The organism is Mesorhizobium yinganensis, assembly GCF_040081985.1.
Classification (GTDB): Bacteria; Pseudomonadota; Alphaproteobacteria; order Rhizobiales; family Rhizobiaceae; genus Kumtagia; species Kumtagia yinganensis.
In genome coordinates, this window is sequence record NZ_JBEBMH010000010.1 from 1 (window position 1) to 15,088 (window position 15,088).

The 15,088-nt window shown below is 60.1% G+C and carries 14 protein-coding genes and 1 tRNA gene; 8 read left to right on the plus strand and 7 right to left on the minus strand.

From position 1 onward, the window contains the following. On the plus strand, nt 1-125 hold a 125-nt coding region (locus ABMA59_RS18560; RefSeq protein WP_349007100.1), incomplete at its 5' end, for an ATP-binding protein. A gap of 47 nt (nt 126-172) precedes the next feature. Here the strand turns inward: ABMA59_RS18560 and ABMA59_RS18565 are convergent. The 5 genes from ABMA59_RS18565 to ABMA59_RS18585 all read right to left on the minus strand — a co-directional run bounded on the left by ABMA59_RS18565 (nt 173) and on the right by ABMA59_RS18585 (nt 7,941). Continuing rightward, nucleotides 173-2,731 carry an McrB family protein gene (locus ABMA59_RS18565; RefSeq protein ID WP_349006874.1) on the minus strand — a complete coding sequence of 853 codons (2,559 nt, stop codon included), beginning with the start codon at nt 2,729-2,731 and terminating at the stop codon, nt 173-175. 1,113 nt (nt 2,732-3,844) lie between these two features. After that, nucleotides 3,845-4,735: a hypothetical protein gene (locus ABMA59_RS18570; RefSeq protein ID WP_349006875.1), complete on the minus strand. Its 891-nt coding sequence runs from the start codon at nt 4,733-4,735 to the stop codon at nt 3,845-3,847. A 932-nt stretch (nt 4,736-5,667) separates the two neighbouring features. Continuing rightward, the gene (locus ABMA59_RS18575; protein WP_425475950.1) at nt 5,668-6,219 is read right to left on the minus strand and encodes an aromatic-ring hydroxylase C-terminal domain-containing protein; all 552 of its coding nucleotides are present in this window, start codon (nt 6,217-6,219) and stop codon (nt 5,668-5,670) included. 541 nt (nt 6,220-6,760) lie between these two features. Beyond that, a tRNA-Val gene (locus ABMA59_RS18580) sits at nt 6,761-6,836 on the minus strand. Between the two features lie 193 nt (nt 6,837-7,029). Beyond that, nucleotides 7,030-7,941 (minus strand): alpha/beta fold hydrolase, encoded by a 912-nt coding sequence (locus tag ABMA59_RS18585; RefSeq protein ID WP_349006876.1) that lies wholly within the window; start codon nt 7,939-7,941, stop codon nt 7,030-7,032. 47 nt (nt 7,942-7,988) lie between these two features. On the opposite strand from ABMA59_RS18585, the gene ABMA59_RS18590 reads away from it, so the two are divergent. Next, on the plus strand, nt 7,989-8,441 hold the full coding sequence (locus ABMA59_RS18590; RefSeq protein WP_349006877.1) for a MarR family winged helix-turn-helix transcriptional regulator: 453 nt from the start codon (nt 7,989-7,991) through the stop codon (nt 8,439-8,441). A gap of 27 nt (nt 8,442-8,468) precedes the next feature. On the opposite strand, the gene ABMA59_RS18595 is transcribed toward ABMA59_RS18590, so the two are convergent. After that, on the minus strand, nt 8,469-9,080 hold the full coding sequence (locus ABMA59_RS18595; protein ID WP_349006878.1) for a pyridoxamine 5'-phosphate oxidase family protein: 612 nt from the start codon (nt 9,078-9,080) through the stop codon (nt 8,469-8,471). A 15-nt stretch (nt 9,081-9,095) separates the two neighbouring features. Beyond that, on the minus strand, nt 9,096-9,446 hold the full coding sequence (locus ABMA59_RS18600) for a gamma-butyrobetaine hydroxylase family protein (protein WP_349006879.1): 351 nt from the start codon (nt 9,444-9,446) through the stop codon (nt 9,096-9,098). A gap of 239 nt (nt 9,447-9,685) precedes the next feature. Here ABMA59_RS18600 and moaA point away from each other — a divergent pair, with 239 nt between their 5' ends. From moaA to mobB, 6 genes are all read left to right on the plus strand, one after another. Continuing rightward, the gene (moaA, locus tag ABMA59_RS18605; protein ID WP_349007101.1) at nt 9,686-10,675 is read left to right on the plus strand and encodes a GTP 3',8-cyclase MoaA; all 990 of its coding nucleotides are present in this window, start codon (nt 9,686-9,688) and stop codon (nt 10,673-10,675) included. A 138-nt stretch (nt 10,676-10,813) separates the two neighbouring features. Further along, nucleotides 10,814-12,166, plus strand: coding sequence for an adenylate/guanylate cyclase domain-containing protein (locus tag ABMA59_RS18610; protein ID WP_349006880.1), 1,353 nt, complete (start codon nt 10,814-10,816; stop codon nt 12,164-12,166). Between the two features lie 99 nt (nt 12,167-12,265). Continuing rightward, entirely contained in the window at nt 12,266-12,622 is a 357-nt protein-coding gene (locus tag ABMA59_RS18615) for a hypothetical protein (protein ID WP_349006881.1), read from the plus strand. Nucleotides 12,623-12,756: 134 nt separating this feature from the next. Then, on the plus strand, nt 12,757-13,677 hold the full coding sequence (locus tag ABMA59_RS18620) for a DMT family transporter (protein ID WP_425475943.1): 921 nt from the start codon (nt 12,757-12,759) through the stop codon (nt 13,675-13,677). A 40-nt stretch (nt 13,678-13,717) separates the two neighbouring features. Next, entirely contained in the window at nt 13,718-14,353 is a 636-nt protein-coding gene (gene mobA, locus ABMA59_RS18625; protein ID WP_349006882.1) for a molybdenum cofactor guanylyltransferase MobA, read from the plus strand. After that, nucleotides 14,350-14,862, plus strand: coding sequence for a molybdopterin-guanine dinucleotide biosynthesis protein B (mobB, locus tag ABMA59_RS18630; protein WP_349006883.1), 513 nt, complete (start codon nt 14,350-14,352; stop codon nt 14,860-14,862). Before mobA ends, mobB begins: the two co-directional genes overlap by 4 nt. The last annotated feature ends 226 nt before the right edge of the window (nt 14,863-15,088 follow it).

Below are 15,088 nucleotides of genomic sequence, written 5' to 3' on the forward strand. Positions count from 1 at the left end.
TCGATCGCCTAACTCACCATTGCCATATCCTGGAGACCGGAAACGACAGCTTCCGCTTCAGGAACAGTTCGGCAAAACCCGTCAAACCCGCGAAGGAGAAAACCAAAAACTTGACCCCGACCTGACCCAGACCCATCATCCACCCGGGTCAGTTCTCAGTGGAAACCCCGGGTCAGTTCTTCGCGGAAATCAACAGGATCACCTGGTGCCGCATTACTTCGTCCACATCGGCGCGGGTTTCGCAGCCGATGAAATAGGCGTGGCCGATCTGATGCTCGCGATCGAAAAGATACTCGATCCGATCATTGATGGTCGCAAGGAGTATGGCTAGGTCGATCCCGTCGACCGGCTTGAGCAGTGACGGGTCCGGCATCAACTCGCGGAACTCGAACCGACGCCGGAGTGCGGTGTCGAGGAGCGCAATTGATCGGTCGGCGGTGTTCATGGTGCCGATTATGTGGAGGTTTGCGGGTACGCCGAACCTCGCATTGCTGTAAGGCAAGGTGAGTCGCATGCCCTCGTCCATCCCGAGGCGCTTGTTCGGCTCGATCAACGTGATGAGCTCACCGAACACTTTGGAGATGTTGGCGCGGTTGATCTCGTCGATGACGAGGACATGCTCCTCGGCGCTAGTCTCCGCCGCCTCGGCCATCTGGCGGAGGATGCCGGGCTGTGCCTTCAGGGTGAAGCCGACGCCATCGGTTAGCGGCTGAGGGCGCAGCCCCTCAACGAAATCTTCGTACGCGTAATTCTGGTGGAAGGTGACGAAGCCGATCTGCCCCTGACCCTTCAACTCCTCATAGGCTTGGCGTAGTTCCTGCCGTCGCACTGGGTCGTTCAGCAGCGCATCGTTGTCAGCAAGACCGCGGCACAAGCGTACCGCTTCGGCCATCGTGCGGTAGGTTTTGCCCGTGCCGGGCGGACCGTAAATTATCAGGTTGAGCGGCGAGCGTTTGACCGGATCCGGTGGCGGTGCCTCATCGGCCGGTAGCCCGCCCCAATGCGACAGGTTTCGCAGGAACCAGGCATAGTCCTGCTCCTCGCCGTAGAATGCGAAGCGGATCAGCCGCTGCGCCATTTCGTTGGTAGGATACACCTCCCAGATCGTTGGTTGATAGGTGTAATGATACCATTCGCGGGCTTCTAAACCCGTCTCCCAGGCGATCGAAATCCGCTCTCCGTCGCCAGCATTCGCCGCGATCGTGCCGATGGCCTTGATTGACATTACAGATACCGAGCGACCACGATTGTCAAACGGCAGACCGTTCTTACGAACATAGGTCGCCTTGATCGCAATCCGGTCGCCCGGCTGCATCCGCAGCACTTGCTCACGATGACGATCGCTGGGACTGTCTATCTCCCAGACACCCTCCGCGATGAAGCGATCGAACTGATCGCTGGTTCGGCCGAAGGATGCTCCCACGAACCAGTAAGGTCCGTCTTGAAGTATCTCGGCTTGTTCGGCGGCGGGTTGCGGTGCCGCAGACGGCGCCTCTTCCTCGCCATCCCACTTGTACTCCAGCGCAACCCAGACGAAACCCTGCACGTCGAACAGGTCGGCGGGATTCCAGCCCAACTCGCCCGCAAATAGTGCGAACATGGCGCGCATGAGCTGCAGGAACTCGTCGAGGTCAGTCGAAGTGAAATCGTTGTGGGCGAAGAGTTTGCGACCGAAGAGCCGTTGACCCATCGCCTCGATGCGGCTGACCTTAAACCAGCTCGCTGCCTCGGGATGAACAGTACCGACGACGCTGATGGCGACCGCCAATACCTCGCCCCTCCGAAGGCCGGCGATGCCGTCAACCTTTAGTTTCTCCAAGGCTTTAGCGCCGTCAACGATTGTGGCGAGCGGATCATCATCGCTCCGCGCCATCCGCGCGACGACCTCATAGAACCGGTCGCGCAGGGCGGGATCTGCCTTCTGGACCTCGTCTAGCGTTCGCCAGCTAAGTGGTGCGCCCTGTACTTCTACGCTCAGTGCGCGATAAATCTGCTCGCCGGCAGCGCGATGTTCGACAGGCGATGCTGCAATAGTGCGAACCTTATCGATCATCTTGTCTTTATAGCGACGCTCGACCGTCCAATAATCCCCGTCCTCCCGGCGAAAATCCTCGAACCCCTTCATGCGGGAGAGGAAGGTATCGCGCAGCGCCTTAAAGGCAGGCCAATCGATCACGACGAAGCCGAGCGCATCAAGCGCGACCTTGCACTGAGCGCCGCCCGGAAGCGCATCGCTCCTGATATAGCCTAGCGCATCACGAACTATCGCTTTGCTGGGATAGCGCTTGCCGCGATGGAGCAGCCAGAATTTCGCCGGGCTGCCGAGCCCTTCATGGCTGGCGATGAAGGCTTCTACCGAACCCGCGGCGTCGCAGCGATCGATCGCCGCAAGGATGTCCTGGGTGGTCAGGCCGTGCGTCGTGTCTCCATGCGGGACGGTCTTTGCATCTAGGAAACGCTGATAGAAATTTAGCGTTGCCCGAAAATGAGCAAGATTGTCGTAGAGATTTCCGTCGACCTCGAACGGGGAGGGATTGGGACGATCTGCTCGTTCGTCGGCTTTTGAGTATCGCAGCGAGGCTCGAAGGGTCGCCAACGTTTGTCCATCCGGCAAGCTATCGATGTTGCCGTATGCCTTCTCGATCCGCCGCATATCGGTCATCTGCGTACTGACCGTTGTCTTCGAGTAGCCTCTGGCTTCCATCCACGCCTTAAATTCAGCCTCTCTCACGTCGTACTCCTATCCTGCGTGAGCCCGGCTCGAGGAGTTCCACGAGATCGAAAGTCGAGAGTTTGCCCAGGACCCTGGTCACGACGCGAACGTCGATGTTGACGGTTGCGGTGCCACCGGCGCCGCGGATCTAGATCGCTCATGTTTACCTCGCAACTGCCGCAAGGAGGGAAAAGGCGGTAAATTTGTCAAGCGGCGATCCGTTTACAAATCTCGACCTCAAGTGTGACCAAACCTCGCCTTGCAATACGCGGCATCGGCGGTGACAGGCACTGGGTTGAAAAATCATTCTCAGCCGCAGATGCTTTCGCAGCCGCCGCGGCGGAGCTTTTGAGCAAGTCTCTTAAGGCCGCGCTGTTGGCCGCAACATTCATTGATGAACGTCGTCTCGCTCACATCACGTCGACAGGCCCACCGTCACTGCGATCACCGCGTGGTGGAACGATCCGGAACCCGGAAGGCCTGCAAGCTGCCTTTGTCCGAGCGTAGCGGAGAGACGACCAGTTCGCGAAAAGCATCTCCCTTCAGTTGGCTCAGTCGCCCCAGATTTTCGCTCGCCTGGTGCCAGCCTCGAGCAAGTTGTTGCGGAGAGCGCGATGAAAGCGGTCGATCTGTTCATGGACCGCCGCCGCATCGACCAATTATTTGATCTCTGGCGACGCAACTGATGACATAAATGGTCAACTACCACCAGTTCTCCCAGACATCGGAAGAACGAGTCGACTAGCCCAGTTGGGTTCCCGCGGTTGAGATGCTCGTAGTGTTGCGCAGCCGAGAAGGTGCACCCGTGATCGGCGTCTAGCCAAATCGCCATATCATGGACCTGTCCGTCTTCCCTCCGATGGCGCTCATTAAGCGCCAAGTTTGCTAGAGGCTGCTACACGGTCCTGCCCGATCCGCACGCCCGTAGAGGGGGCTGCATCAACAGCGCGACGGTTGCTTTGGAGCGTAGCAGTTTGTGATCATTGGCACTATCAGCAGCCTTATGCCAACAAATTAATCTCTCCAGCTCACGGAGATCGCCAGAACGCAAGATCGCTTGGTCTTTCCCAACATCGCCGTCACAGACCTCGAAGAGTGAACCTCTTTCCAGGTCACCGCCGTACCATCACGCTACTGCTCGGCCAAAATTAAAACCAGCTTCTCGATCAGTTTTGAGCGCGCTCGCTCAAAATTTTCTCCGTCCATTTTCGGGGGACGATGTCGACCAGTAAATTTGATTTCGCTCGCCGCATCGCGTGACCACAGATCCCCTATGGCACTTTTGGAAAGCTTAACGTTCGCTTCCTCAGCCACATCTGTGAGGAGATCGTCAAATCGCCGATATGGCAGTTTATACCGATTTTCCTGAGCATCATCAGCGATGATCTTAATGAGTGGGAGGAAAGTTGTCAGTCCAGTTTTCCGCGATGGGGGCAATTCTGGCGACACTTGCACAGCTCGGCCAAGCCAAGTTTGTAGCGTATGTTTGTCAATTAGGACTCGGCAATTTCGCTTTCCGATTGGAGTTGTAGCCCACATAACCCCGCAATAGAAAATTCTCCGGAGCTGCGATGCAAAAGCCGTAAGTGACGGCTCGAGCAGATCACCCTCGGGTGTATAAAGGCGACAGCCAACGTGTCCATTTTCTAACGCACCACGCAGTCGAGATCGAACCTTTCTGTATTGCCGATCAATGCGTCTCCAGTCGCGGCGCTGCTGAAGCGTTTGAGGCGTTACTCTCTCGGAGATAAGTGGGTGCTTTAAGCTACCGCCGTAGTCGTAACGATAGAAAGCCCTCCGTTTTTTTTCGTACTGAAAAGGGAAGTGCTTTAAACTAAGCGAATGTACCCAATCTTGCGCGAACATTTCGCGGCCCACCTGGTCGATCGCCTTGTCGAGGTTGACGAATCCAAATGGTTCGGCACGCGAGCCAATTCTAAGAAAGCGCAAAACTCTCCGCGCCGAAGGCAAACTGCTGACATCAGAGGCGGAAGGAGGATGATCGGTGGAGTCGTCGTTCATTCGCTCCCCTTAAGCAAAGACACCCTCAACACCGCTTCGCTTCCATCTGGCCCAGCCCTCAAGATATCGAATTGTGGACAGGGCGGATCTGAACTCCCCCTTCAGTTAAGCAGTTTGTGACAAGAAAGGAAACAGCTTGGAGACCTAGCCGCGGGCCCGCTGGTGCGGCGCCGCGTTTCTATCGCTCACCGCATAAGACGGCCGGCATAGGGCAAGCGATCGAAATCCTTGGCGTTGTATTAGGAAGCATTTCGATACTGATTGCCGCGGCAGACGCACTTTTTCTCTTCACATGCACCGCGTGCTTGCCAATACCGTCACGCAATTGTGCTCAACGAACTGCGAGCCAGTAGGCGTAGCAGACATCAGGCCTGTGCTTGTCCACGTGTCGGCAAGTGACGATGGCATTTGCCGCCGACGCACAAATCCCTCTGATCACAGAGCTGCCTGGGAGGGTGCGTCTCCTTTCTTTCGTGACGAAAGAAATGTCCCAACCGCCTCTCCTTTCTTTCGTGACGAAAGAAACATTCAAGCGCGCATGCCCAATTTCGCCCCTCCCCCAATCGAAACGATCGTATCTAAATCTACAGATGCCCATATCTACATGTATAAGTTGATAATCATACATAATACACTGTTTCAATATCGTATATACATCGTATATACAATATCGTATATACATCGTATATACAAGCTCGGCGTGCTTTCCATTCCTGCCAGACCGTATTCACCACCATCTCCAGCACCATCATACAGTCTGTTTGAAAACTGCGTCGGGTCGGTCCGCGGTCTTTTCGGGGCCTGGTACGTGGCCCAGTTTTCGTTCGTCGCCAATGGCGGGATCGCCGCCAGCGCTTCATGCGCGCTCAACCTTCGCGACAATGACGTCTAGATGGTGTTTGAACGACCTATGGTATGTTGACGCTGAGCCGTCACGCCCATGAGCCCTCCACATGTCCTGCAGTGTTGAGCCATTGAGACACAGTTCGAGCGGCACCAGCAACATCCGACGGGCTATTGCATGCCCAAGCGACAAAGCCATCGTGACGCACGAACATGGCGTGCAAGCCTAGCGTGTTATTGGAGTTGCATCGCAGATAAGAGATCTGATCGAGATACCGCTCAGCAAGCGCCTGCAAGGAAGCGCCTTGCCCGAAATTTAGCAAAAGCCCCGGCCCCTGTCGAAGATGTTCGTTCAGACGCGTCCCGTCTGTCAGCTCGAAATCAGGGGCGCTGCGTCCGATAAGAAGATGGTCACCGTCCATCTCATAGCGTACGGATACGCCCCAAACGCGTTTGGCGAAGTACGTTGTGCCATCGGCTGTCCCAATCAGGTCGCGGACGATGGTACGCAGTGCGTGCGCGCTTCGGCTCGGCCGCATGAGAGCGACCTGCGCACGCGACCGGTCGAGTATCTGTTCGGCGAGCGGCTGTCGCTCGCGCTGATAGCTGTCGAGAATTCCGGCGGCGACATTGCCACGGATGGTCGCTGCTGGCTTCCAGCCAAGGTTCGGCGACCGGCCTCACCGGCGATCAATTAGATCCGTCGATGATCGTCAGAAATCCGTCTGTGCCTGAGGCTAACTGCAAGCCTCCCGCGCCATGCCATATCTCCGACCGAAATGGGGCCAGTTCACCGACAGAATGAGATGGCCTGGCTAAGTAATGCAACCAGGCCACCGCATTGGGGGGCGTCAAGGTGGACGACATGGCATGGTTCGGTGTTCTCGGATGCTTCCGGACGATCCGCCACAGGCCAAACTTCTGCGAGGAAAATCCGTTCGGCACGCCAGAGAAATGGTCGCCGGTTCTCTGCGAGCCTACTGATGCCGAAACTTTGTTAGCTTTGATGCAGAATTTGAGACTGTCGTAGGTATGCCAGTCTCACGAATTGAAGCCCTACGATCGCCTGGAAAGGGCTTCAACATACACCAGAGGAGTTGCTAGTTGGTTGCTAGATGCCTCACACAACCGCCACAACTTCGTGGATTAGCCAGAATTTCGGTGAAAATTCAATGCTTTAAGTGGTGGGCGATGACGGGCTCGAACCGCCGACATCTTCGGTGTAAACGAAGCGCTCTACCAACTGAGCTAATCGCCCGACGCGTGGCGGTGTTTATGCGCTTCGCCGTTGCCGCGCAAGAGTGCAGTCGCGCTTGCGTCCGTCGTGGATGAACGCGCGGGTGCGGTGCGGCCCGCATAAGAGACCGCCCCATTCGCGGCGCCGCAGCCGGCTACTCTCCTATTTGAACAGCGACAGAGACGGCCTTCGCTATTTTGTCCCAGCAGGTCGATCAGCTTGCTATGGCAAGCCGCCCCTGGGTGCCCGCGAACGACACGACCCGCGAAACGACGTCTGGATTGGAGAGAATCCGCCGGTGGCCGAGCCCCGGCGCCCAGTGCATCGTGACATGGCGGCCGGCCGCGCCATAGTCGCGAGCGTCGTCTGCCGGCACTTCTCGGTCGTCCGGCGCGTGCACGACAAGGGTCGGGATCGGCAGCCGCGCAAGCTGGCCGGCACCGGAGAAATCCTGCAAATCGCGTCCGGCAAGGCGTTCGATGCGAGCAACCATCGCCTGGCGGGAATGGGGACCCACTCCGACCTCTCGGCTGAAGCCATCCACAATATCCGCAAGCGAATTCGGCGCCGCGATCAGGATGAGGCGACCTGCGGCAAGTGGGGCCGCGGTCTTCACCGTGCCAGCGGCGGCGGCAACCGCGACCGCGCCTCCGAAGGAATGGCCGGCGACCGCGTCGAAAGGACCGAACCATTGTGCCGATGTGGCAAGCGCCTCGACCGCCTTCATGACAGTCAACCGCCGGCCAGAGGACTGGCCATGACCGGGAAGGTCGATGGAAAAGACCCGGAAGCCCCCGGCACGAAATCCTTCCACGATGGCCTTCATATATTCCGTGCGCGAGCGCCAGCCATGGACGACCAGCACCCTGCCCGCTTCGTCCGCATCGGCTTCAGGCCGGAATTCGTGGACCGCCACGCAGTCCGATCCGACCGTCAGCCGGTGATGGCGCGCGCTCTGCATGAATTTCGCCGCGCGCGAAACCGCCTTGCGTTCGCCATGGGTCTGCTTGCGCGGACTGGGCGTGCGCGCAAAAAGTTCGAAGGCCGCGCGGCCGGCAATGCCCGGCACAAATCGCTCACCAACGCCGAACAGCGCCCGGATGACCTGCCAACCCAAAGATGCCATAATCGCGGACCATCCAATAGTTCAAGCGTGAACATATTAGTTCAAGAATGAACAATAATCAAGAACTGCCCTGGGACAATCCGCGATTCCGCAATTGGGTCGCGGTCGCGCGCGCTTGCCACGCCGTGGAACGGGCGCTGGGCGCGGCCCTGCTGCCGCTCGACCTGAAGCCGGCGCAACTCGACGTGCTGATGAATCTTTACCGGCATCCTGGGATCTCGCAGCACGACCTTGCCCGAAAACTGCTGGTGGGACGATCGAACATCACCATGCTGGTGCCGCAGCTTGAGAAACGCCGGCTGCTGCGGCGCGAAGGAGATGAAAAGGACCGACGCATCCTGCGGCTGAGTTTGACCGCCGAGGGCGAGGTGCTGTTGATGCAGGCGCTGAAAGTTCATATGGCGCTGATCGAGAAGGCGATGGCAACCGCCTCGCCTGCCGAATGCGACTTGGTCGGCGACCATATGCGCCGCATCGCGGAAGTGCTGAAGATCGACTGAGCGTCCCGGTGCAGCCGAGCCGCTGCCCTACCACATGGTTTTGCGCGCCCGCTCCGGCCATTCCCGGTCATAAGCGTCGCCGTCGATCCTGGCTTCGCTGGTCTTTTGCAGGATGCGGCCCGGTGTCGGCAGCGATTTTTCGTCGACGTGTTTTTCCGGATTCCACAGATCGGACCGGCGGATCGCGCGGGCGCACTGGAAATAGACCTTTTCGATGCCGATCACGATGACCGAGCGCGCCGGTTTGCCCTCCATCGTGAAACTGGCACAGAGGTCCGGATCGATGCTGACCTCGGCGCGACCGTTGACGCGCAGCGTCGTGCCCGATCCGGGAATTAGGAACAGCAGTCCCGCTCTGCCGTCGCGGATGATGTTCTTAAGCGAATCGGCCCTGTTGTTGCCGCGCCGGTCGGGCATCAGCAGCGTCCTGTCGTCCCGGATGCGTACGAAGCCAGCGACATCGCCGCGCGGACTGCAATCGAGCCCTTCCGGTCCGGCCGTCGCCAGCGCCACGAATGGCGCCGCCTCGATCAGCACGGCATATTCCGGGATCAGCCGGTCGAGTTCCTTGACCAGCGACGCCTCGCCCGGCTGGCCGTACAGCGCCTCCAGTTCCTCGACGGTTTTCAGAATCGACATAGGCTGCTCCCGGTCCTAGTCGCGCGACAGGCGCTTTTCGGCCAGTTCGTCGAGATATCCCTGCCAGCGCTCATCCTTGTCGTGGCCGAGCGTGTGGAGGTACTGCCAGGTGAAGATGCCGGTATCGTGAAAATCGTCGAAGGTGATGCGCACGGCGTAGTTGCCGACCGGCTCGATCTTCAAAATCGCCACATTGCGCTTGCCCGGCACGGTGACGCGCTGTTCCGGCGAGTGGCCCTGGACTTCAGCCGACGGCGAAAGCACGCGCAGCAATTCAGCCGGCAGTTCGAACGGCCGGTGGTCGGGAAAGGTCACCGTCAGCAGTTTCCGGTCTTTTGAGACGCGAAGTTCGGTTGGAGCGGTCATGATCTTTCCTTCGCATGGCGGCGTCACCGGTTACGCCGAATTTTTCCGGAGCGAAAGCCGCAGGCCGAAATGCAGTCACACCGAACCGAAGATGGGACCACACCATCGTATGCATTGCGCCGCCAAGCGACGAAATGATACCAAGCGGAACCGAACACTTGAATGACGGTGTGAAACCACCGACATCAAGTGCACGTAGGGAGAAGTCTTTGTTTCATTCGCCGACGCAGCATGCCGACATGATCGATCCGTTCGGGCGGGCGATCACCTATCTGCGCGTGTCGGTCACCGACCGCTGCGATTTCCGCTGCACCTACTGCATGGCAGAAGACATGACCTTCCTGCCGAAAAAGGACCTACTGTCGCTCGAAGAGCTCGACCGGCTGACCACCGTCTTCATCGAGAAAGGCGTGAAGAAGCTGCGTCTGACCGGCGGCGAGCCGTTGGTGCGCAAGAACATCATGCATCTGGTGCGCCAGATATCGCGCCATCTGCAAAGCGGCGCGCTGGAGGAATTGACGCTAACCACCAACGGTTCGCAATTGTCACGCTTCGCCGCCGAGCTTGCCGATTGCGGCGTGAAGCGCATCAATGTCTCGGTCGACACGCTCGATCCGCAGAAATTCCGCGCGATCACCCGCTGGGGTAGTCTCGACCGCGTGATGGCCGGCATCGATGCCGCGCAGGCCGCCGGCATCCATGTGAAGCTCAATGCGGTGGCGCTGAAGAATTTCAACGAGTTCGAAATTCCTGAGCTGCTGCGCTTTGCGCATGGCCGGGGCATGGACTTGACCGTCATCGAGACCATGCCGATGGGAGACATCGAGGGCGACCGCACGGACCAGTACCTGCCCCTATCGCTGCTGCGTGCGAAGCTGGAGCGCCAGTTCACGCTTACCGACATTCCCTTCAAGACCGGCGGTCCTGCCCGCTATGTCGAGGTTGCCGAAACCGGCGGCCGGCTGGGCTTCATCACGCCGATGACCCACAATTTCTGCGAGAGCTGCAACCGGGTGCGCCTCACCTGCACCGGCACGCTGTATATGTGCCTCGGCCAGGAAGACGCCGCCGACCTGCGCGCTCCCTTGCGCATGTCGGAGGGCAACGAACGCGTCGCCGATGCCATCGACGAAGCCATTGGCCGCAAGCCGAAAGGTCACGACTTCGTCATCGACCGCCGCACCCGCCGCCCGGCCGTGTCGCGCCACATGAGCGTCACGGGCGGCTGACCGCCCCATCATAAATTTTGACTGGACTTGAGCCGGCTTACGACGTTAGCCGCAGCCATCGGCTCCGCATAGGGTGCGATTCAGGCGGCCAAGGCCCGGACCGCGCGCGTCCAGTGACGGTCCAGAATGGCGGTATCCATGACAGCCCTCGAAAACGATTCATTGGCGGAAAGGCAGCGCCAACGGCTCGCCTCGCTGCTGACGCGTGCTGAGCGCCAAGGCGCGCGTTGGCAGTTCTGGGTAACATCAGGCACCTTGCTCGGCGTTGCGGTCCTGTTCGTCGCACTCGACAAATGGGACGCGGCGTTCAGCTATTCGATCTCGACGCTGGTCTTCTTTTTCCTGATCAACCTGCTGAACTACGTGCTTATCCGCCGAGGCATGCGGCCGATCTGGCTGGGCTTCGTGCTCGGCACGCTGAACATCGTCATCCTCACCATCGTGGTCATCGCGCCCAACCCGTTCCACGACCAGGCGCTGCCCCACGCCATGACCTTGCGCGAAGCGGGCTTCAAATATCTGCTGATCTTCGTCTGCCTCGGCGCCTTGACGTTGTCGCCGCGCCTCGCCGCGTGGCTGGGGACGGTCGCGGCCATCTGCTGGACCGCCGCCGTGCTCTGGGTCATTTCCATGCCGGGCACCATCGTCGCGCCGCCTCCAACCGATGGCATCGGTGTCGGCGAGCGCCTCCGACTCTATCTCAATCCGAATTTCGTCGACGTGGTCGACCAGGCGACCAACATCGCCGTGATCTTGATCATCGCCGGCATAATTGCATCCGTTGTGGCGCGCACACGGCGGCTGGCTGAAGACTATACGAAGGCCGAACGCGCCCGCTTCAACCTCGCCCGGCATTTTTCGCCCAACGTCGTCGATGCGCTGGCCTCGATCGACGAGCCGTTCGGCCCGGTCCGCCGGCAGGAGGTCGCGGTGCTCTTCGCCGACATTGTCGGCTTCACCAACTATGCCGAGGACCACAAGGCCGAAGAAGTTTTCAACATGCTGCGCCAGTTCCATGGCCGCATGGAGCAGGTCGTGTTCGACCATGGCGGCACGGTCGACAATTACATCGGCGACTGCATCATGGCGACGTTCGGGCTTCCGCGCCCCGCCGATGACGATGCGGTGCGCGCCTTGCGCTGTGTTCGCGCAATGCGTGAAGCGCTGGAGAAATGGAACAGCGAGCGCCGCGCCGGCGGCCTCGATCCCGTCGATGCGCGTATCGGTTGCCAGTATGGGCCGGTCGTCATTGGCGCAATCGGCAGCGAGCGCAACCTGTCCTTCACCGTCATCGGCGACACCTGCAACGTCGCAAGCCGCCTGCAGACCATGTGCAGGGAACTCGGCGCATCGGTCTGCATCGGCGACGCTCTGGTAAAGCGTGTATTGGCGGCCGGCGACAGCCAATCGATCGAAGGTTTCACCGACGCAGGTCTGGTTTCGGTGCGCGGCCGTGAAGCGCCGATCGAGGTCTGGACCCTGCCCACCTGAGTCACGGCAACGCCTGCGCATTCGATCGGCACAATTTACGCGCGCGGACTTGCGGCATAGTCTTTGCTCGGTGCCGATCCGGCACGTTCGGGGGAAATCATGCGCAGTCTGTTTCTTGCATCGGCACTCATCGCCGCCGTCGCCCTGCCCGCAGCCGCCCAGTCCGTCGCCGGCAAATATTCGGTCGCCGGCACCAATTTCGACGGCTCGACCTATACGGGAGAGGCTGAGATCACGCAGCTCAGCCAGACCACCTGCGCGATCAGATGGAACACCGGAGGCTCGGTCTCGAAAGGCGTCTGCATGCGCAACGAGGATGCCTTCGCTGCCTTCTACGCCCTGGGCAAGACGTTCGGGCTGGTGGTCTACAAAGTGATGCCGGATGGGTCGCTGCATGGGGTGTGGACCATCACCGGCCAGAACGGCAGCGGCACGGAAGTTCTGACGCCGAAGTGACTCCGCCCCAGGGGCAGGTCCTTGAGATGTAGTCGCCGTTCCGGAGTACAAACCTCGTGGACCAGCGCATTGACATTGCTGTCGCCCCGCCCGGTGGATAAGCGGGGGCTGACCGCAATCCGAACAGGCGTTCCGTGGCCCTGTCCCACAACCATGCCAGCGCGCTTTTCATGATGGTGTCCATGGCTGGATTCACCGTCAACGACGCTCTCGTCAAGCTTGCCTCGACCGAGGTGAACATGGGCCAGGTCATGCTGGTGCGCGGCTTCTTCGCGACGCTTCTGATTGCAGCCCTCGCCTGGCACCAGGGTGCGCTGCGGAAGCTTCGGCTGCTTCTTCACCCCATGGTCCTCCTGCGTTCCTTTTGCGAACTCAGTTCTACGATCTTCTTCCTGCTGGCGCTGGTGCATCTGCCGATCGGCAACGTCTCGGCGATCCTGCAGGCCCTGCCGCTTGCCGTCACCATGGGAGCCGCCCTGTTCTTCGCCGAGCCTGTCGGTTGGCGACGCTGGCTTTCGATCGGTGTCGGGTTCGTCGGCGTGCTCATCATCGTCAGGCCAGGTGTCGAGGGCTTCAGCATCTATTCGCTGGCGGTGCTTGCTTGCGTCTTCTGTGCCGCCGTGCGCGATCTGTCGACACGCGCCGTGCCGAAGGAAGTTCCGACGCCACTCATCTCGGCGATGACATCTTTGATGGTGACGGCGGCCGGCGCGGCTCTTGTTTTTCTGTCCGGTGGCTGGAGGCCGATATCGTCGCCGGAAGTGGGACTGCTCGCGGTAGCCGCCGGGCTGCTTATTGTCGGATATCAGTTCATCATCGTGGCCATGAGAACCGGCGACATCTCCTTTATCGCGCCGTTCCGCTACACGGCGTTGCTTTGGGCGATTTTCCTCGGCTTTTTGCTCTTCGGCGACGTGCCGGACCTGCCGATGATCCTCGGTTCGGCCATCATCGTCGCATCCGGGCTCTACATGCTCTACCGCGAGCAGGTGGTCGCCAAACGCCTGCCGATCGCCAGCAGTACCTCGCCCGGAATGGCACCCGAGGGATTGTGACGGCCTTGCCGGCAAGGCGGCTTCGGGCTACCGCGCTACGATGACATCAGGTTCGGCCGATATTGCTGGCATCATCCTCTGTGGCGGACGTTCCAGCCGCATGGGCGGCGGCGACAAGAGCCTGCTGACACTGGCCGGCTCGACCATCTTGTCCAGAATCATCGGGCGGCTCGAACAAATCCACCCCCTGGCGATCAGCGCCAATGGCGACCCCTCCCGCTTTTCGGATTTCGGCCTGCCCATCCTTGCCGACACGGTGCCAGGATTCGCCGGCCCCCTGGCCGGAATTCTGGCCGGCATGCAATGGGCGATCGAGCAAGGCCATGGCCGATTGCTCACTGTCGCCGGTGATACGCCGTTCTTCCCCATCACCTTAGCCGACCGCCTCGTCGAGGCTGCGGCGGCGTCGCCCGCAAGCATCGCCGTCGCCGCCAGCAACGGCCGCCGGCATCCGGTCTTCGCGCTGTGGCCGACCGCGCTGCGGGACGATCTCCGGCGTTTTCTCACCGAAGCTAAGACCAGCAGAGTCAACAGCTTCATAGACATGCATGATCCTATCGACGTCGATTTCCCTTTGATCGCGTGCGACGGCCGGTCCATCGATCCGTTCTTCAACGTCAATACGCCGCAAGACCTTGCCGAGGCCGGGCGGATCGCGCAGATGTTCGACCCATGAAAAACCGTGTCCTCGGCATCACCGGCTGGAAGAATTCCGGCAAGACCACGCTCACCGAGCGTCTGGTCGCCGAGTTGACGCGGCGCGGCTGGAAAATCTCCACGATCAAGCACGCCCATCATGCCTTCGACATCGACCAGGAAGGCACCGACAGCTTTCGCCACCGCGCCGCCGGCGCAACGGAAGTGGCTATCGTTTCCGGCGTCCGCTGGGCGCTGATGCACGAATTGCGCAACGACGCCGAGCCCGACATGGAAGCCGTCCTTACCCGGTTGTCGCCCTGCGACCTCGTCCTGGTCGAAGGGTATAAGCGCGAAACCCACAGCAAGATCGAGGCGCGGCGGCTGGACGCCAAGAACCGCGCACCGCTGGCACCAGGCGACCCCAACATCGTCGCCATCGCCGCCGACCATGTCGTCGAAGGCACCACGCTACCGACCTTCGGCCTCGACGACGTGAAGGGGATCGCCGACTTCGTCGAACGTGTAACCGGTCTCGTCCGACCCTGACGCCTGTCGCGTACACGGAGAAGTGGGAGCGCAACGCTGTCTACGCGCGTCCTTCCACCATTTCCACAAAACTCTTACGCAGCGTCGCTGCCTGGCTTGCTGGCACTGCGGTTTTGCGATTGCTTTTTCGGCAAAAACAGTGGGAATATCAACGAATGCGGGCGCGTAGCCGCGCTGCAAGCGGCCCGGCTCCAAAGAACGGGACCGGTCCATAACAGAGAGGAAC

What these genes read in the sequence shown, in the direction of transcription:
- mobB (WP_349006883.1), top strand. Translation starts at nt 14,350, where the DNA reads ATGAAAAACCGTGTCCTCGGCATCACCGGCTGGAAGAATTCCGGCAAG.
- ABMA59_RS18615 (WP_349006881.1), top strand. Translation starts at nt 12,266, where the DNA reads ATGCGCAGTCTGTTTCTTGCATCGGCACTCATCGCCGCCGTCGCCCTG.
- ABMA59_RS18585 (WP_349006876.1), bottom strand. Translation starts at nt 7,941, where the DNA reads ATGGCATCTTTGGGTTGGCAGGTCATCCGGGCGCTGTTCGGCGTTGGT.
- ABMA59_RS18570 (WP_349006875.1), bottom strand. Translation starts at nt 4,735, where the DNA reads ATGAACGACGACTCCACCGATCATCCTCCTTCCGCCTCTGATGTCAGC.
- ABMA59_RS18610 (WP_349006880.1), top strand. Translation starts at nt 10,814, where the DNA reads ATGACAGCCCTCGAAAACGATTCATTGGCGGAAAGGCAGCGCCAACGG.
- ABMA59_RS18595 (WP_349006878.1), bottom strand. Translation starts at nt 9,080, where the DNA reads ATGTCGATTCTGAAAACCGTCGAGGAACTGGAGGCGCTGTACGGCCAG.
- ABMA59_RS18600 (WP_349006879.1), bottom strand. Translation starts at nt 9,446, where the DNA reads ATGACCGCTCCAACCGAACTTCGCGTCTCAAAAGACCGGAAACTGCTG.
- mobA (WP_349006882.1), top strand. Translation starts at nt 13,718, where the DNA reads ATGACATCAGGTTCGGCCGATATTGCTGGCATCATCCTCTGTGGCGGA.
- moaA (WP_349007101.1), top strand. Translation starts at nt 9,686, where the DNA reads ATGATCGATCCGTTCGGGCGGGCGATCACCTATCTGCGCGTGTCGGTC.
- ABMA59_RS18590 (WP_349006877.1), top strand. Translation starts at nt 7,989, where the DNA reads ATGAACAATAATCAAGAACTGCCCTGGGACAATCCGCGATTCCGCAAT.